The 17,243-nt window shown below is 63.0% G+C and carries 16 protein-coding genes; all 16 read left to right on the plus strand.

Features of this window, described 5'->3' with window-relative positions:
- The first annotated feature begins 265 nt into the window (after positions 1-265).
- On the plus strand, positions 266-574 hold the full coding sequence (gene rplU, locus M1D97_RS03500; protein ID WP_090134923.1) for a 50S ribosomal protein L21: 309 nt from the start codon (positions 266-268) through the stop codon (positions 572-574).
- A gap of 32 nt (positions 575-606) precedes the next feature.
- Positions 607-864, plus strand: coding sequence for a 50S ribosomal protein L27 (rpmA, locus tag M1D97_RS03505; RefSeq protein WP_086621944.1), 258 nt, complete (start codon positions 607-609; stop codon positions 862-864).
- 197 nt (positions 865-1,061) lie between these two features.
- Positions 1,062-2,261, plus strand: a complete 1,200-nt coding sequence (gene cgtA, locus M1D97_RS03510) for an Obg family GTPase CgtA (RefSeq protein ID WP_456269370.1) — start codon at positions 1,062-1,064, stop codon at positions 2,259-2,261.
- Positions 2,262-2,300: 39 nt separating this feature from the next.
- On the plus strand, positions 2,301-3,446 hold the full coding sequence (proB, locus tag M1D97_RS03515; RefSeq protein WP_456270165.1) for a glutamate 5-kinase: 1,146 nt from the start codon (positions 2,301-2,303) through the stop codon (positions 3,444-3,446).
- 117 nt (positions 3,447-3,563) lie between these two features.
- Positions 3,564-3,830 (plus strand): 30S ribosomal protein S20, encoded by a 267-nt coding sequence (gene rpsT / locus M1D97_RS03520; protein ID WP_456269371.1) that lies wholly within the window; start codon positions 3,564-3,566, stop codon positions 3,828-3,830.
- Between the two features lie 189 nt (positions 3,831-4,019).
- The gene (gene murJ / locus M1D97_RS03525) at positions 4,020-5,534 is read left to right on the plus strand and encodes a murein biosynthesis integral membrane protein MurJ (RefSeq protein WP_456270166.1); all 1,515 of its coding nucleotides are present in this window, start codon (positions 4,020-4,022) and stop codon (positions 5,532-5,534) included.
- A 64-nt stretch (positions 5,535-5,598) separates the two neighbouring features.
- Positions 5,599-6,660 carry a bifunctional riboflavin kinase/FAD synthetase gene (gene ribF, locus M1D97_RS03530; protein ID WP_456269372.1) on the plus strand — a complete coding sequence of 354 codons (1,062 nt, stop codon included), beginning with the start codon at positions 5,599-5,601 and terminating at the stop codon, positions 6,658-6,660.
- 17 nt (positions 6,661-6,677) lie between these two features.
- Entirely contained in the window at positions 6,678-9,512 is a 2,835-nt protein-coding gene (gene ileS, locus M1D97_RS03535) for an isoleucine--tRNA ligase (protein ID WP_456269373.1), read from the plus strand.
- Positions 9,505-10,032: a signal peptidase II gene (gene lspA, locus M1D97_RS03540; protein ID WP_456269374.1), complete on the plus strand. Its 528-nt coding sequence runs from the start codon at positions 9,505-9,507 to the stop codon at positions 10,030-10,032. The genes ileS and lspA overlap by 8 nt, the downstream gene beginning before the upstream one ends.
- Entirely contained in the window at positions 10,022-10,507 is a 486-nt protein-coding gene (locus M1D97_RS03545) for an FKBP-type peptidyl-prolyl cis-trans isomerase (protein ID WP_456269375.1), read from the plus strand. Before lspA ends, M1D97_RS03545 begins: the two co-directional genes overlap by 11 nt.
- A 103-nt stretch (positions 10,508-10,610) precedes the next feature.
- Positions 10,611-11,564 carry a 4-hydroxy-3-methylbut-2-enyl diphosphate reductase gene (gene ispH, locus M1D97_RS03550; protein WP_456269376.1) on the plus strand — a complete coding sequence of 318 codons (954 nt, stop codon included), beginning with the start codon at positions 10,611-10,613 and terminating at the stop codon, positions 11,562-11,564.
- 19 nt (positions 11,565-11,583) lie between these two features.
- On the plus strand, positions 11,584-12,057 hold the full coding sequence (locus M1D97_RS03555) for a sterol desaturase family protein (protein WP_456269377.1): 474 nt from the start codon (positions 11,584-11,586) through the stop codon (positions 12,055-12,057).
- A gap of 109 nt (positions 12,058-12,166) precedes the next feature.
- Positions 12,167-12,745, plus strand: coding sequence for a type IV pilus modification protein PilV (gene pilV, locus M1D97_RS03560; protein ID WP_456269378.1), 579 nt, complete (start codon positions 12,167-12,169; stop codon positions 12,743-12,745).
- A complete protein-coding gene (locus tag M1D97_RS03565; RefSeq protein ID WP_456269379.1) occupies positions 12,745-13,662 on the plus strand; it encodes a PilW family protein in 918 nt (305 codons plus the stop codon). Before pilV ends, M1D97_RS03565 begins: the two co-directional genes overlap by 1 nt.
- On the plus strand, positions 13,652-14,149 hold the full coding sequence (locus M1D97_RS03570; protein WP_456269380.1) for a hypothetical protein: 498 nt from the start codon (positions 13,652-13,654) through the stop codon (positions 14,147-14,149). The genes M1D97_RS03565 and M1D97_RS03570 overlap by 11 nt, the downstream gene beginning before the upstream one ends.
- Positions 14,149-17,184: a PilC/PilY family type IV pilus protein gene (locus M1D97_RS03575; protein ID WP_456269381.1), complete on the plus strand. Its 3,036-nt coding sequence runs from the start codon at positions 14,149-14,151 to the stop codon at positions 17,182-17,184. The genes M1D97_RS03570 and M1D97_RS03575 overlap by 1 nt, the downstream gene beginning before the upstream one ends.
- The last annotated feature ends 59 nt before the right edge of the window (positions 17,185-17,243 follow it).

Consider the following 17,243-nt stretch of genomic DNA (forward strand, 5'->3'; position numbering starts at 1 on the left):
GGGCTTGGGTTTGCCGGGCAGTCTTCTCGAAGGCCCTTTGGGCGTCGAAGCGACATGGATGCCCGGTATGCTAGGTAACCCCTTCATGGGCGTCAAGATGCATCATGCCGGGCCTTGAGTTGCCTCGCGCGGGCGGTTATAATTCGCGCCCTTAACTCATCGTGCTCCCTGTAAGATGGCTTGCCTACCCTGTGTGACGCGGGGGCAGAGCCACTTGCCACAGGTCGATGAAGCAGCCAACCGGATGAGTCAATTGGAGAATTCCATGTACGCAGTAATCAAGAGCGGCGGCAAGCAGTATCGCGTCCAGGAAGGTCAGCGTCTCAAGCTTGAAAAGCTGGACGTGGCCACCGGTGACAGCATTGATTTCGATCAGGTACTGCTGGTCGGCGGTGACGACGTCAAGATCGGTGCACCGCTGGTGTCGGGCGCTGTTGTCAAGGCAGAGGTCGTCTCTCACGGCCGCGGCGAGAAGGTCAACATTCTCAAGTTCCGTCGCCGCAAGCACAGCATGAAGCGTCAGGGCCACCGTCAGTGGTACACTGAAGTCAAAATCACCGGGATTACTGCGTAAGCGTTTTTCCGCATTTTCAGGAGGTCATACTCATGGCTCACAAGAAGGCCGCAGGTAGTACGCGCAACGGTCGCGATTCCGAGTCAAAACGCCTTGGTGTCAAGCTCTTCGGTGGTCAGGAAGCCTCTGCCGGCAGCATCATCGTTCGCCAGCGTGGCACTCGTTTCCACGCCGGTGAAGGCGTCGGCGTCGGTCGTGACTTCACCCTGTTCGCCCTGCGCGACGGTCAGGTGAAGTTCGAGACCAAGGGTCCGAAAAAGCGCAAGCACGTCAGCATCGTCTCTGCCTGAGACCGCTGATCTGCTCAAAAGCCCCGCTCAGGCGGGGCTTTTTTTTATCATGTGGGTCGGTCGGTATGCTGGACCCATGGGCGCTGGTGCCGTGCCGGGCGTCACATGACGATGGTCGGTACAGGCTCGAACAGCCGCCCTTTGTTTTTCGATAACCGGTTTTGTAGACAGGGCGATTCGTCGCCGGGAGTAGTGACATGCAGTTCGTCGATGAAGCCTCGATCACGGTGGAAGCCGGTAACGGTGGCAGTGGCTGCGTCAGCTTCCGCCGTGAAAAGTACGTGCCACGCGGCGGACCGGATGGCGGCGACGGCGGCCACGGTGGCAGCGTCATTCTGGTCGGTGATGAATCGCTCAATACCCTGATCGACTTCAAGTTTCAGCGTTTTCACAAGGCGCCCAACGGACAGCCCGGGCGCGGCAGCCAGATGAACGGCCGCAAGGGCGAGGATCTGGTGGTGAAGGTGCCGGTGGGTACGACCATCATCGATGTCGAAACCCTCGAGATCATCGGCGATATCACCGCCGTGGGGCAGGAGCTCAAGGTCGCCCAGGGGGGCCGCAAGGGCCTGGGTAACGTGCACTTCAAGTCCTCGACCAACCGTACGCCGCGCCAGAACGTGCCGGCCGGCGAGGGCGAGCGCCGTGAGCTGCGTCTCGAGCTCAAGCTGATGGCCGATGTTGGCCTGCTGGGGATGCCCAATGCCGGCAAGTCGACGCTGATCCGCGCCGTATCGGCAGCACGCCCAAAGGTGGCGGATTATCCGTTCACGACGCTGGTGCCCAATCTCGGCGTGGTCAAGCTGGGGCTTCACGAGCACTTTGTCATGGCCGACGTGCCGGGGCTGATCGAGGGCGCCGCCGACGGCGCCGGACTGGGGCTACGGTTTCTCAAGCACCTGACCCGCACGCGCCTGCTGCTGCATGTCATCGATGTGGCGCCCTTTGATGAAAGTGATCCGGTCGAGTCGGCCGATATCATCATTCGCGAGCTCGAGCAGTACTCTCCAACGCTGGCCGAGAGCCCGCGCTGGCTGGTCCTCAACAAGTGTGACCTTGTCGATGAGGAGACTCGCGAAGCCATGCTCGAGCGCATCCTCGAGCGGCTGAACTGGGACGGCCCGATCTTTCGCATCTCGGCCATTGCCGGGCAGGGCACGGATGAGCTGGTGCAGGCCGTGCATCGCTGGCTTGTCGAACAGCGCCGGCTCGAGCAGGAAGATGAGGACGCCGCTGCTCGTACGCGGGCCGTTCGCGAGCGCATGGAGGCCGAGGCCGTGGCACGCACCGAGGCACGGCTGGCCTTTATGGCCGGGCGCAAGCGCCGTGATGAAGCCGAGGATGACGATGACTTCGACGACGATGATTTCGATGTTGAAGTGGAATACAAGCCCTGAGTCCTGCCGGGCACGGGACCGGCGCTGGAGAGTGCGATGATGGAGCAGGCGGTAGCGGGGAGTCGCGACCAGATGACCCGGGTGCGGCGCGTGGTGGTCAAGATCGGCAGTGCCCTTTTGACCAACGATGGCCGCGGTCTCGATGAGACGGCCATCGGTGCCTGGGTGGATCAGCTCGCCGAGCTGCATCGGCGCGGTGTCGAGGTGGTGCTGGTCTCTTCGGGGGCCGTGGCCGAGGGCATGGTCAGGCTGGGCTGGCAGGTGCGCCCGAGCGCGCTTCATGACCTGCAGGCCGCCGCCGCCGTGGGGCAGACCGGGCTGGTGCGCAGCTACGAGGACAACTTCGCCCGGTTTGACATCCGCACCGCGCAGATTCTTTTGACCCATGACGATCTCTCCAACCGCAAGCGCTATCTCAACGCACGCTCGGCGCTGCGCACCCTGATCGATCTGGGTGTGGTGGCCATCGTCAATGAAAACGACACGGTGGTAACCGACGAGATCCGCTTTGGTGACAACGACACCCTGGGCGCGCTGGTGGTCAATCTGCTGGAGGCCGATGCCCTGATCATCCTGACCGATCAGGAAGGCCTTTATAACGCCGACCCCCGCAGGGACGCCGATGCGCAGCTGATCAGCGAAGGCAAGGCGGACGACCCGCGCTGGGTGGCCGTGGCCGGTGACGGCGGCAAGCTGGGCCGGGGCGGCATGGCGACCAAGATTCGCGCCGCTCGATTGGCCGCGCGCTCCGGGGCGCTGACGCTGATCGCCAGCGGCCGTCAGCCGCAGGTGCTGTCCCGCCTGCTGGATGGTGACAATATCGGCACGCTGCTGGTACCCGAGCATGCGCCGATGACGGCGCGCAAGCGCTGGCTGGCCGGACAGCTGCAGGTGCGCGGCACCCTGACGCTGGATCAGGGCGCCGTGACGCGCGTGTGCAAGCGCGGCTCCAGTCTTCTGCCGGTGGGCGTGACGGCAGTGGAGGGCAGCTTCCGCCGCGGTGACATGGTGCTGTGCGTGGACAGTGACGGTGAGCCGGTGGCCAAGGGGCTGGCCAACTACGACGCCCAGGATACGGCCCGGATTCTGGGCGTGCCGACCCACGATATCGTGGCCCATCTGGGCTATATCGAGGCGCCGGAGCTCATTCATCGCGACAATATGGTGGTCCTGCACGGTCCCTGATCCGGGGCTGGCATTGCTCGGGGGGCGCTGCTAGAATGCCGCCTCTCTTGTGAAGGTGCCCACCCAAGAGGCGCTTTTATCAAAATTCATCAACGTCACCACTCCAGGGAGTAGACGATGGCCAATATCCGTCAGGCACGCAAGCGCGCCCTCCAGGCCGAGCGCCGCCGCCAGAAAAATGCCAGCCAGCGTTCCATGGTGCGCACGCACATCAAGCGTGTCGTCAAGGCAATCAACACCGGTGATCACAGCGCCGCCATGGCCGAGTTCCGTGTCGCTCAGCGTGTGATCGATCGTATCGCTGACAAGAGCGCCTACGACAAGAATCGCGCTGCTCGTATCAAGAGCCGTCTGAACAAGCGTATCAAGGCGCTGGCTGCCTGATAGCAGGGAAACGCCCTGTTATAGACAGCAGCACCTGTAAAAAACCGGCTTCGGCCGGTTTTTTGCGTCTTCGGGCAGTGTGGTGGGCAACGATACGAGGCATCATGTGGCGCTTTCCACAACGGGGGATACCATCTCGTGAGTGCTGAAGTAAGCAGGGCAAAGGGCGCCGGGCTGCTGCGCTCGGGCATGGTCGTGAGCGTCATGACGATGCTGTCACGAGTACTGGGGCTGGCGCGTGATGTGGTGATCGCCACGTTCTTCGGTGCCGGCAGCGGTGCCGATGCCTTCTTTATTGCCTTCAGGATTCCCAACTTCCTGCGCCGGCTGTTTGCGGAGGGCGCCTTTAATCAGGCCTTCGTGCCGATCCTGTCGGAGTACGCCTCCCAGCGCGAGCGCCGGGAGGTCCGAGAGCTTCTGGATGCCACGGCCGGGACGCTGGCCGTGGTACTGCTGGCCGTCACGGTGCTGGCTGTGCTGTGCTCGCCCTGGCTGGTCTGGGTCTTTGCCCCCGGATTTCATGATGACGGACACGGCAAGCTGGCGCTGACCGCCGAGATGCTGCGCCTGACCTTCCCCTATCTGCTGCTGATCTCGCTGACGGCCTTTTCCGGCAGCGTGCTCAACAGCTACGGCCGCTTTGCCGTGCCGGCCTTTACGCCGGTGCTTTTGAACCTGTCGATGATCGGGGCGGCGCTGTGGCTGGCACCGCTGCTGGAGATCCCGGTCATGGCGCTGGCCTGGGGCGTGCTGATCGCCGGCATCGCGCAGCTTTTGTTCCAGATTCCGTTTCTGATGCGGCTGGGCCTGTTGCCACGGCTGCGCCCCAGCTTTCGCCATGACGGGGTGCGCCGCATTCTGCGTCTGATGGGGCCGGCGATGTTCGGGGTGTCGGTGTCGCAGATCAATCTGCTGCTCGATACCGTGCTGGCCTCCATACTGGTGGGCGGCAGTGTTTCCTGGCTGTACTACTCCGACCGCCTGGTGGAGCTGCCGCTCGGAGTATTCGGCATCGCGATCGGTACGGTGATCCTGCCGGCTCTGTCGCGCCAGCATGCCAGCGATGACCCGCAACACTTTGCCCGCATGATCGACTGGGGCATTCGTGCCGTGCTGCTGATCGGGCTACCGGCAGCGCTGGCACTGATCGTGCTGGCCGAGCCGCTGCTGATCACGCTTTTTCACTACGGTGCGATGACCGATCACGATATTGCGATGGCCTCGCAGAGCCTGCGGGCCTACGCCATCGGGCTGGTGGCCTTCATGCTGATCAAGGTGCTGGCGCCGGGCTATTACGCGCGTCAGGATACGAAAACGCCGGTGAAGATCGGCATCATCGCCATGGTGGCCAACATGGCCTTCAATCTGATGCTGATGTGGCCGCTGGCGCACGCCGGACTGGCGCTGGCCACGGCGCTTTCCGCCTGGCTCAATGCGCTGCTGCTGGGGCGAGGGCTTATGGGGCGCAACGTGCTGCAATTTCAGCCCGGCTGGGGGCGCTTTGCCCTGCAGCTGCTGGTCGGCTGTGGGCTGCTCGCCGGCGGGCTCTGGTGGTTCACGCCCGACTGGCAGCAGTGGCTGGCGTGGGACATCGAGCAGCGCCTGGCGGTGCTGCTGGGGCTGATTGTTGCCGCCGTGGTCGTCTATTTCGGCTGGCTGGGGCTGGCAGGTGTGCGCGTGCGCCACTTCAAACTGCGCGGCTGATGCCTGTCCGTTCGGCGTGTACATCGCTATAATCGAAGGTTTATCGCGGCGGGCAGCAGTCGACATGGAACTGATCAGAGGGTTACATAATCTACGCCCCCGGCATCGGGGCAGTGTTGTCACCATCGGCAATTTTGATGGGGTCCATCTTGGCCATCAGGCCATTCTGGATCAGCTGAAGGCGCACGCCCGGGCACACGACCTGCCGGCCGTGGTGGTGGTGTTCGAACCCCAGCCGCGCGAATATTTCGCCGGCGATCAGGCCCCGCCCCGATTGACACGATTGAGCGACAAGGTGCGCCTGCTGGGGCAATACGGCGCGGATCGGGTGCTGTGCCTGCCCTTTAATCGTCGCCTGCGCGAGCTCTCGGCACGTGAATTCATCGACCGCGTTCTGATCCAGGGGCTGGGGGTTCGCCACCTGGTGGTGGGAGATGATTTTCGCTTTGGCTGCGACCGCGCCGGTGACTTTGATCTGCTCCGGACGGTGGGCGCGCGGGTCGGCTTTTCGGTCGAGCACACGCGCACCTTTCAGATCAGCGGCGAGCGGGTCTCCAGTACCCGGGTGCGCACCCTGCTGGCCTCGGGCAATTTCGAGCAGGCCGGGCAGCTTCTGGGACGGCCCTTCAGCCTGGAGGGACGCGTGGTCAGGGATCGCCAGCTGGGTCGAACCATTGGCGTGCCCACGGCCAATCTGCCGCTGGTGCCGGGGCCGCTGGTCCTGCGCGGCGTGCTGGCCGCGATGACCCGGCTCGAGGACGGTCGCGAGGTGCCCGGCGTGCTCAACATCGGCTGGCGCCCCACGGTCGGGGCGGACCGGCCGGTGCTGGAAGTGCACCTTTTTGACGTCGATGAATCGCTTTACGGACAGCGTCTTGTCGTCATGCCCTGCGCCAGGCTGCGGGGCGAGGAGACCTTTGCCTCCATCGATGAACTCAAGCGCCGCATTCATCAGGATATCGACCAGGCGCGCGACTATTTCCAGCAACACGCTTTCCTGCAGCACGCTTCTGACGTCGCAGGCGATCTGCCCGACGCAGAAGGGGTGGATGCATTCTTGCCTTCCTCCCGCTATCCCATGGCCTCGGCGCCACTGGCGGCGGAACGCAGCAAACATGAACAGTGACGGCTGACCATCAGGTTATGAGCGACTACAAGCATACGTTGAATCTGCCCCATACCGATTTCCCCATGCGCGGCATGCTGCCCAAGCAGGAACCGGGCCGGGTCTCGCAGTGGCAGGACATGAATCTGTACCAGCGCCTGCGCGAGGCGCGCGCCGGCGCCCCTCTGTTCGTGCTGCATGACGGCCCTCCCTATGCCAATGGCAGCATCCACATCGGGCATGCGCTCAACAAGATTCTCAAGGACATCATCGTCAAATCGAAGAATCTCGCCGGCTTTGATGCGCCCTATGTGCCGGGCTGGGACTGTCACGGGCTGCCCATCGAACACCGCGTGGAAACCACCCACGGCAAGCATCTGGAGCCTGGAAAGGCACGCGCGCTGTGTCGTGACTACGCCGCAGCCCAGATTGAAACCCAGCTGGCCGATTTTGTGCGCCTGGGCGTGATCGGTGACTGGGATCACCCCTATCGCACCATGGATTACGTCAACGAGGCCGGCGAGATCCGGGCGCTGGCCGAGATGGTCGAGGCCGGATTTGTCTTCAAGGGACTCAAGCCGGTCAACTGGTGCTTTGATTGCGGCTCGGCGCTGGCCGAAGCCGAGGTGGAGTATCAGGACAAGCAGTCCGAGGCCATCGACGTGGCCTTTCCGGTGGAAGACGCGGACAAACTGGCCGCGGCCTTTGGTCTGGCATCGCTGGCAAAACCTGCTGCGGTAGTCATCTGGACCACGACGCCCTGGACCATCCCCGCCAACCAGGCGCTCAACGTCCATCCGGACTTCACCTACGCGCTGGTGGATACCGGCGAGCGGTTGCTGGTGCTGGCCGAAGAGCTGGTCGAGAGCTGTCTGGAGCGCTTTGGCCTGAGCGGCGAGGTGATCGCCACGACCACGGGCAGCGCGCTGGATCGGATCCATTTCCGCCATCCCTTTTATGATCGCCTCTCGCCGGTCTATCTGGCCGACTACGTCGAGTCCGAAATCGGCAGCACCGGCATCGTGCACTCGGCGCCGTCCTACGGCGTGGATGACTTCAATACCTGCCGCGCCTATGGCATGAGCTTTGACGAGATGCTCAACCCGGTGCAGGGCAACGGCGTCTATGTCGATGATCTGGCGTACTTTGGCGGCCAGCTGATCTGGAAGGCCAACCCGGAGATTGTCGCAAAACTCGAGGAAGTGGGCGCCCTGATGGCGCACAAGCCCATCACGCACAGCTACATGCACTGCTGGCGCCACAAGTCACCCGTGATCTATCGCGCCACGGCGCAGTGGTTCGTGGGCATGGACATCCAGGGTCGGGATGGCAAAACGCTTCGCGAGCGCTCGCTCGAGGGTGTCGAGGCCACGCAGTTCACGCCCTCCTGGGGCCGGGCGCGATTGCACAGCATGATTGCCAATCGACCCGACTGGTGCATCTCGCGCCAGCGTAACTGGGGGGTGCCGATCCCGTTTTTCCTGCATCGACAGACCGGTGAGCTGCATCCGCGCACCGTTGAGCTCATGGAAGAGGTGGCCGGGCTGGTCGAGCAGGAGGGGATCGATGCCTGGTTCGGCCTCGACCCCGAAACGCTGCTGGGGGCGGAAGCCGGTGATTACGAGAAGGTGATGGACACCCTGGATGTCTGGTTTGATTCCGGCACCACCCATCGTCACGTACTGCGGGGTTCCCACCCCCAGGGCCATGACAGCGGCCCGCTGGCCGATCTGTATCTGGAGGGGTCGGATCAGCACCGTGGCTGGTTCCACTCTTCGCTTTTGACCGGTTCGGCCATCGATGGTCACGCGCCGTATCGACAGCTTCTGACCCACGGCTTCACGGTGGACGCCCATGGGCGCAAGCAGTCGAAGTCGCTGGGCAACGTGGTCGCCCCGCAGGAGGTCATGGACAAGCTGGGCGCCGATATCCTGCGCCTGTGGGTGGCTTCGACCGACTACTCGGGCGAGATGGCGGTCTCGGACGAGATCCTCAAGCGCACCGCCGACGTGTATCGTCGCATTCGTAATACGTCGCGCTTTCTGCTGGGCAATCTGAACGGTTTCGATCCGGCACGCCACATGGTGGCCTTTGACGACATGATCGCGCTGGATCAATGGGTAGTCGATCGTACTGCCCTGTTACAGGCGCGCATACAAACGGCCTACGAGGAGTATCGCTTCCGCGACGTCTACCAGCAGGTGCACGACTTCTGTGCCCGCGATCTGGGCGGCTTCTATCTGGATATCATCAAGGATCGCCAGTACACCACCCAGGCGGATTCGCTGGCACGCCGCAGCTGTCAGAGTGCGCTCTATCACGTGATCGAGGCGCTGTCGCGCTGGGTCGCACCGATCCTCTCCTTCACTGCCGAGGAGATCTTTGAGCATATTCCCGGCGAGCGCGGCGACAGCGTCCTGCTGGAGACCTGGTACGAGGGGCTTGCCACGCTGCCGGAAGACGCGACCATGGGGCGTGCGTTCTGGGACCGGGTGATCGAGGTCAAGCAGGCGGTCAACAAGCAGCTCGAGGATGCCCGCAACGAGGGTGTCATCAAGGGCGCGCTGGACAGCGAGGTGACCCTGTATGTGAATGATGAACTTCACGACCTGCTGTCGCGCTTCGAGGAGGAGCTGCGCTTTGTGCTGATCACCTCCGAAGCTACCCTGGTGCCGCTGAGCGAGGGCGATAACGCCAGGGCAACCGAACTTGACGGTCTGAAGGTGGCCATCCGCCTGAGCGGGTTCGACAAGGACGAGCGCAGCTGGGAGCGCCGTGCCGACGTGGGGGCCGACCCGGCCTATCCGACGCTGTCGGCGCGCTCCATTGCCAACCTGCCGGATGGCCCCGGTGAGGTACGCCGCCATGCCTAGCGGCCAATACGCGCATGCGCGCTATACGCTGCGCTGGTGGTGGCTGTCGCTGGCCGTCATCGTACTGGATCTGGGCACCAAGGCATGGGCCAGCATGGCGCTTGCCTATGCCCGTCCGGTCGAGGTACTGCCGTTTTTCAACCTGACGCTTTTGCACAATACCGGGGCAGCCTTCAGCTTTCTGTCCGAACACGCAGGCTGGCAGCGCTGGCTGTTTGCCCTGATCGCCGTGGGCGCCGTGATCGCGTTGAGCATCTGGCTGGCCAGGCTTGATCGCCATGACCGGCTCAATCAGGTATCGATCACGCTGATCATTGGCGGTGCCATCGGCAATCTGTTTGACCGTCTGGTACACGGTTACGTGGTGGATTTTCTATCCTTTCACTGGCAGGGCTGGTATTACCCGGCCTTCAATCTGGCCGATACGGCCATCACGCTGGGCGCTGCGGGTATTATCATTGCCTCGTTCCGGCGTGACAAAGCAGATACTTCACAGTCGGAGCGCCATCATGACGGATAACTCCCGTGATCAGGCCGGCACTGCGGCGGGACCGATTGCCGACGACAATATGACGATCAGTATCCATTTCACCCTGCGGCTCGAAGACGGCACCGAGGTGGATACTACCCGTGGCAAGCGTCCGGCCGAGTTCGTGTTCGGTGACGGCAATCTGCCGCCCGGCTTTGAAAAGCCGATCAGGGGCATGCATGCCGGCGAAACGCGCGTGGTGGATGTGGCGCCGGAGCACGCCTTTGGGCCGTGGAATCCCCAGAATGTGCAGATGCTCAAGCGCACGGACTTCGACGATCAGGCGTCGCTGGAAGAGGGCGTGGTCATGTCCTTTGCTGATCCCACCGGCGGCGGTGAGCTGCCCGGGGTTATCAAATCGGTAGACGAGCGCCAGGTCGAGGTGGACTTCAATCATCCGCTGGCCGGGCGCACGCTGACCTTCGAGGTGGAAGTCCTCAGCGTCACGCCCGCCACGACCCACTAGGCGCATTTCGCATTTCACGACGGGGCCGGCCGGCCCCGTCACCGTTCGCCCATCCGGTAGTGATGTGCGACACTGACACCATTATTCAACAGCGAGGTGGCCCATGCAGATCAGGCTGGCCAATCCACGTGGTTTCTGTGCAGGCGTTGATCGCGCCATTGATATCGTCAACCGGGCGCTGGATGTGTTCGGTGCCCCCATCTATGTTCGCCATGAAGTGGTCCACAACCGCTACGTGGTAGAGACGCTGCGCGAGCGCGGCGCCATCTTCGTCGAGGAGCTCGATGACATCCCCGACGACAACATCGTCATCTTCTCGGCTCATGGCGTCTCGCGCGCCGTGCAGCAGGAAGCCGAGCGCCGCGGCCTGCGCATCTTCGATGCGACCTGTCCGCTGGTGACCAAGGTGCATATGGAGGTGCTGCGTTACGCCAAACGCGGGCGCGAGTGCATCCTGATCGGCCATGCCGGGCATCCGGAGGTCGAAGGCACCATGGGACGCTATGACGAGAGCTACGGCGGTGGCATCTATCTTGTCGAGGACGAGGCGGATGCGCGGGCACTGAAGGTCAAGGACCCCGAGAACCTCTCCTTCGTGACCCAGACCACGCTGTCGATGGACGATACCTCGAAGGTCATCGATGCGCTGCGCGAGACCTTTCCGGCCATTCAGGGACCGCGCAAGGATGATATCTGCTACGCCACGCAGAATCGTCAGGACGCCGTTCGCGAGCTGGCCGAGCAGTGCGATGTGCTGCTGGTGGTCGGCAGTGCCAACAGCTCGAACTCCAATCGCCTGGCGGAGCTTGCCGAGCGCATGGGCACGCCGGCATGGCTGATCGATGATGCGCAGGCGATGCAGGGTGAGTGGTTCGACAATTGTCACGTTGTTGGCGTGACGGCCGGTGCCAGCGCCCCGGAAGTGCTGGTCAAGGGCGTGATCGACCGTCTCAAGGCGCTGGGCGGTCACGAACCCGAAGAGCTCCAGGGGCGTGAGGAGACCATTACCTTCACCATGCCGAAGGAGCTGCGCGAGAAGGTCATCGCCAGCGTCTAGGACCCCTCGGGAGGCCTGTATGGGAGAACTGCTGCTCTGGGTACTGCTGTTCCTGCTGGCGTTTGCCGGCATGGAGTTCGTCGCCTGGTTCACGCATCGCTATATCATGCACGGCTTTTTATGGTGCTGGCATCGCTCGCACCACAGCGAGCGTCACGGGCTTTTCGAGCTCAATGACCTGTTTGCCGTGATCTTTGCACTGCCCTCGATCGTACTGATCTATAACGGGCTCAACGGCCATGCCTATCAGCTGGCACTGGGGCTGGGGATTGCGGCCTATGGGCTGGTCTATTTCATGTTTCATGACGGTCTGGTGCATCGGCGTTTCCCGGTGCCGTTTGACCGTCAGCAACGTTTCTGGAAAAAGCGCATTCAGGCCCACCGCATGCACCACGCCATAGAGACGAAGGAGGGCGGCGTTTCCTTCGGCTTTCTGGTGATCAAGCCCCTCACTCGTCTGAAGCGCGAACTGGGCGAGCGTCGCCGCTCCTGATTTTCCCGCCATCGCCTGCCTGACCCGCTTTCGGGGCGGCAGGCGCCCGCCGTCTCAAGTCATGTTGCCGTCATGCCGATAAAAGCGCTGTCAAGCGCCCGGATTCGACATGATGTCTCATACATGTATTCCCGCACAGCGGGGCTTTACCCTGCTGGAAGTACTGGTCGCCATGGTAGTGCTGAGTCTGGGCGCCATGGGTGTCATGAGCCTGGTGCTGAACGCCCAGCAGGCCAACGAGCAGGCGCTTCAGCGTGGTCGTGCCACGCTGCTGGTCAACGACATGCTCGAGCGACTGCGCGCCAACGCCACCCGCGAGGCAATGACCGTCTACAGCGTGGGAGAAAGTGCCCATGCCCCCATCGGTGATCGACAGCAGCAGGGCGGCAGTGATTGCCGTCAGGCGCCCTGCGACAGCCAGGCACTGGCCCGCTTTGATCTCGCGGACTGGGAACATCAGATCATGCAGGCGCAGGAGGAGCATCGCCGCCTTGATGGCCTGCCGCAGGCCCGTGCCTGCATCGCGGTGACGCCACAGGCGCAGCGCTATGACGTCACCGTTACCCTCGCCTGGCGCGGCACCGGGCGGAGTGACAGTGCCCGGGGCCATGTCTGCGCCAGTGCTGATATCCAGAGCGCCCGCCAGAGCGTGAGCGCCAGCAGCCGCTATTACCCGGTACGCGGCTGATGCCTGCCGTTGCTGTCTCCCCCGGCCATGCCCAGCGCGGCGCCACCCTGCTGGACATGATGATCGCCATGGCGCTGGGTCTGATGGTGCTTTCCGCTGTCATCGTGCTCTACATGCAGACCGGGCGCAGCTTCCATCAGCAGCATGCCATGGCCGATCTGCAGGTCAGGGGACGCATGGCCACGCAGCTGTTGAGCGAGGAGCTGCAGCGTACCGGCTTCTGGGGCGAAATCATGACGCCGGCGCGCAGCGATGATTGCGGCGACATGACCAAAGCGGTGGAGGTTGCATGCGCGCTGCCGGTCTGGGGCGGCACGGCCGAGCAGGCTAAAGCGCTTGGCCTGGTGCCGAAAAGCGCTGTGACGCTCGATCATGGTCCGTCGCGACCCGCCGCCGTGGTGGCCGTCCGCTATGCCGATCACGGCAACGGCACCTGCCTGACGCTTGATGTCTCGCGATACCTCACTTTCGATCAGCCCTGTCAGGGCGACTGGCATTACCGCGACAGTATCTACTACCTGCGCATGGTGGATGACGCCTACAGCGGCGAGCGCGTGCCGGCGCTCTACGTGAATCAGCGCAGCGCATCGGGCCGGCCCAACAGCAGCGAAATCGTGCGTCATATCGAAGCCCTGGAAGTGGAGTGGGGACGCGATGACAACAGTGACGGCAGCGTCAATCGCTTTTATGCCAGTGACGCCGTGGCGCCGTGGCAGGCAGAAGACTGGGATCGGGTCGTCGCTGCCCGGCTCTATCTTGTGATGCGCAGTGAACGGATGGCGCAGCCGATGCCCGCGCAAACGTTTCTGATCGCCGGGCGTTCAATCGCTTTTGAGGCCGATCACTATCAGCGCCGACTGTTCGTGACCACGGCGACACTGCGTAACGGCCGTCTCAGGGGGGCGCATGGGCTCTAACCATCAACAGGGCGGCTTTACGCTGGTCATCGGGCTGATACTGCTGGCCGCCATGACGATGCTGGCAGTGTCGCTGGTGCAGCGTGGCCTTCTGGACACCCGGCTGGCCCACTACGCCGAGACCGGCGTACAGCGTTTTCAGCAGCAGGACGGTCAGATCGAGACGCAACTGTCACGACTTGATGCGCTCATGCCGGCCTATCTGGCCCAGAAATGCAGCGACAGTGCGGCGGCCCCCGAGACCGGTACGCAGCTGAGCGTTCAGCGGCTGTGCCTCGATGATGACCAGGCGGGGCTCTCAAGCGCGATACGCGAGCAGCTAAAGCGCCGCTATGCCACCAGCCTGGCCAACGCCGGGCCCGGCGCGCTGCAGCGCTTTCGCTATTTCAACCTGCGCGCCGTGCCGGAAGACTTTGATGATGATCGCGATCAGGGGCAGGGCATTTATCAGGGCGTGGTGACACTGAGCTCGGGAGGGGCACCGTAATGGGCGCCGACCTGTATCAATATCGGCAGCGGTGGCGGCTGCCGGCGGCCCTGGTGATGTCCCTGGCGGTATCCAGTGCCGGCCATGCCGATGACGTGGATATCTACCTGCCGGCCTATCAGGCCAGCGGTGGCGGCGGGCAGCCGCAGGTCATGCTGATCATCGATACCTCGGCCAGCATGAAGGAGACCGTCAAAAACAGTCAGGCGACACGTCTGCAGGTCACGAAGGAGATCGTCAGCGGTCTGGTCAGCAAGCATCCCGGCATCAACTTTTCCCTGAGCGTTTTCAACGACAACCGTGCCGACATCCAATGTTCTTTTTATAACAGCAATTGCCGGATTCAGGAGCGCCATAACGGCGGGCGCGTCATTCAGGCCTTCACCAGAGAGGCTCGTCAGAGCGGCAGTGAACGCCTGTCGCTTCTGGATACGATCACTGCCCTGCAGGCCAATACGTCCACGCCGCTGTGCGAGACCATGGCCGAGGTGTATCGCTATTTTTCGGGTCAGTCAGTCAGCTATGGCAAGGATAGTGGCGGTGTGGCACCTCCGCGGGATCGCAACGCCGAGGATGGCAACGGCCGTTACCATCGGCCGCTGCGCCCCTGCGAAAATGTCTATGTCATCTACATGACCGACGGCATGCCGCAGTGGGATACCAGCGCCAATGCCGGCATACGTGACCTGACCGGCAAGGCCTGTAACTTTTACGACGCTGTTGACCCGCTGGATGTTACACGTGTCTTGCGCCAGGAAAACTGCCTGCCTCAGCTGACCCGCTACATGGCCGAAACGGATCTGGCGCCCGGGCTTGGCGGCACTCAGCACGCCTACACCTTTACCATCGGCTTTACCACGCGCCAGCACCTTCTCGAGGATGCCGCCCAACCGCCGCCGGGCATTGCGCAGGGCTATTACGAGGCCAACGACCGCGACGGACTGGATCTGGCCTTCAGTCGGATTCTGGGCAGCATCATCGAAAACGAGATACAGACGCAGCGTTTCAGTACGGCCGCCAATATCGAGGGCACCGAGAATCTGGGACAGGTCTACTCTCCGGGCTTTCTGCCTCGGGGCTATGTGCCCTGGACCGGCAATCTGAAAAAGTTTGCCGTCGACAGGAGTGCGCCGACCAATCCCGTGAAGCGCGATCTCTGGAGCCGGGGCATCACGGAGATTGCCGCACCGGATGCCGTGGAGCAGGGCGGGGCGGGGGCACGGATTCGGGAGCAGGTGTCTACCGGCCGGCAGATCTATACCGATGTGGGCAGGAATGCCACTTTTACACGACTGCCCGCCCCCGGTGCCCTGCAGACGCTCGATGCCGACGGGATCGACAGTCGTGCGCTGGGGGTGCTGGAACAGAGCCGCTACACCCCGCGCCAGCTGGCAGACTGGCTCTACGGGCTTGACGTGACCAACGACAGCGAGACCGATGTCCGGCCCTGGGTCATGGGCGACATCGTGCATTCACAGCCGCTGGCCATCAACTATGGCTGCGCTGATGCGCGCGCTGACTGCCCGGTGGATCGTCAGCGCATTCGCGTCCTTGTGGGGACCAACGAAGGGGTACTCCACGCCATTGATGACAGGGATGGGGCAGAGCGCTGGGCCTTCTGGCCGCGCGAGACATCCGGCATGGCCGTGTATCGCATGCTCAATACCCTGCCCGAATACCCCTGGCCGACAGCGCAGGGCGGGGTGAGCTATTTATCCCAGTCGACACACTACGGGGTGGATGGCTCGCCGGGCGCCTGGCTTGATTACGCGACGACCCGGGATGGCGACGGTCAGCGTCATGTGACGCTCGACAATGCCGTGCTGGCCTTCGGCTTCGGCCGCGGTGGGCGGGGGTATTACGGCCTTGATGTCACCACGCTCGATAAGCCCGGGCTGGCCTGGCGCGCCCTCGAGCCCGACTGGGGGCAGAGCTGGTCCACCCCGGTGGCGGCGACACTGGACGACGGTCGCGCTGTCTTTCTGGTCGGCATGGGGTATGACCTCGCGGCCGGTGACGGGGCTGATCGGGGCCCGGCCCGACTCGGTGCAGGGATGGCAGTGATTGATGCCCGCAGGGGAACAATTATCGCCTCGCTGAAGGGGCCCGAAGACAGTGTGCCGGCGACCATTACCCCGGTGGACCGAAACTTTGACGGGACGGTGGATGGCGCCTTTTTCGGCGATACCGGCGGCAATGTCTGGTTGGCCGACCTGCGCCTGGGAAGCGATGATCGGGGCAGGCAAAAAACGACGGCCGACTGGCAGCTCCATCAGGTCGCATCATTGGGGCGTCATGATCATGACGGTGTCGATCGTGCCTTTTTCAACCGGGCCAATCTGGTGCGTACCTATCTGGATCAACAGCCGGTGGATCTTTTGATGCTGGGCAGCGGCGACCGCGCCGATCCGCTGGTTGGTGACAGTCAGGACGCCTTCTATATTCTTGATGTCAGCCGATGGCTCGACGATTCCCGTGGTGGTACGACGCCCGGCGTACTGCATAACGATGATCTGATCGAAGCGCCGATGCAGGCATCGACCTATACGCTTGGCGCCCCGGTGGATCGTCAGGGCTTTCTGGACACGAACGCCTTTCATGGCTGGCGATTGATGTTACCTGCCGGCACGAAGGTGCTGTCTGATGCCTCTACCATCGCCGGCAACACGCTTTTCACGACCTATCATCCTGACGTGCCCGACGACATGTGCATGGCGGTGCGCGGCGCTTCGCGCCTGTATGGGTTTTCCCTGCCCACCTGGCGGGACAATGGCCATCGGCATGAGCAGCGCAGGGCCACGGTCAAGAGCATCGACATGGGGGGCTATCTGCAGGAAACGCCTGCCTTTTTGATCGAGGGGCTGCGTACCCGGGTGCTCGACAGTGTCAGGGCCGATCAGGTCGCAGAGGTGCTCGGCGATGCCGGACAGGCTCCGGAGACGGACGATGGCAATCACTGTGGCCAATATGATGCAGAGGACGGTGCCTTTCGCGAGTGTCTGGTCACCGCGCCGCTATGGTGGTACCAGCAGTAACGTCGGAAAGCAGCACCGTGCACCGTGAATCGATCACACGACAATATAATAATGCCCCA

This window comes from Kushneria sp. AK178, assembly GCF_053903105.1.

Coding starts and splice junctions, on each gene's coding strand:
- rplU (WP_090134923.1), top strand. CDS start 266: ATGTACGCAGTAATCAAGAGCGGCGGCAAGCAGTATCGCGTCCAGGAA.
- rpmA (WP_086621944.1), top strand. CDS start 607: ATGGCTCACAAGAAGGCCGCAGGTAGTACGCGCAACGGTCGCGATTCC.
- cgtA (WP_456269370.1), top strand. CDS start 1,062: ATGCAGTTCGTCGATGAAGCCTCGATCACGGTGGAAGCCGGTAACGGT.
- proB (WP_456270165.1), top strand. CDS start 2,301: ATGGAGCAGGCGGTAGCGGGGAGTCGCGACCAGATGACCCGGGTGCGG.
- rpsT (WP_456269371.1), top strand. CDS start 3,564: ATGGCCAATATCCGTCAGGCACGCAAGCGCGCCCTCCAGGCCGAGCGC.
- murJ (WP_456270166.1), top strand. CDS start 4,020: ATGGTCGTGAGCGTCATGACGATGCTGTCACGAGTACTGGGGCTGGCG.
- ribF (WP_456269372.1), top strand. CDS start 5,599: ATGGAACTGATCAGAGGGTTACATAATCTACGCCCCCGGCATCGGGGC.
- ileS (WP_456269373.1), top strand. CDS start 6,678: ATGAGCGACTACAAGCATACGTTGAATCTGCCCCATACCGATTTCCCC.
- lspA (WP_456269374.1), top strand. CDS start 9,505: ATGCCTAGCGGCCAATACGCGCATGCGCGCTATACGCTGCGCTGGTGG.
- M1D97_RS03545 (WP_456269375.1), top strand. CDS start 10,022: ATGACGGATAACTCCCGTGATCAGGCCGGCACTGCGGCGGGACCGATT.
- ispH (WP_456269376.1), top strand. CDS start 10,611: ATGCAGATCAGGCTGGCCAATCCACGTGGTTTCTGTGCAGGCGTTGAT.
- M1D97_RS03555 (WP_456269377.1), top strand. CDS start 11,584: ATGGGAGAACTGCTGCTCTGGGTACTGCTGTTCCTGCTGGCGTTTGCC.
- pilV (WP_456269378.1), top strand. CDS start 12,167: ATGATGTCTCATACATGTATTCCCGCACAGCGGGGCTTTACCCTGCTG.
- M1D97_RS03565 (WP_456269379.1), top strand. CDS start 12,745: ATGCCTGCCGTTGCTGTCTCCCCCGGCCATGCCCAGCGCGGCGCCACC.
- M1D97_RS03570 (WP_456269380.1), top strand. CDS start 13,652: ATGGGCTCTAACCATCAACAGGGCGGCTTTACGCTGGTCATCGGGCTG.
- M1D97_RS03575 (WP_456269381.1), top strand. CDS start 14,149: ATGGGCGCCGACCTGTATCAATATCGGCAGCGGTGGCGGCTGCCGGCG.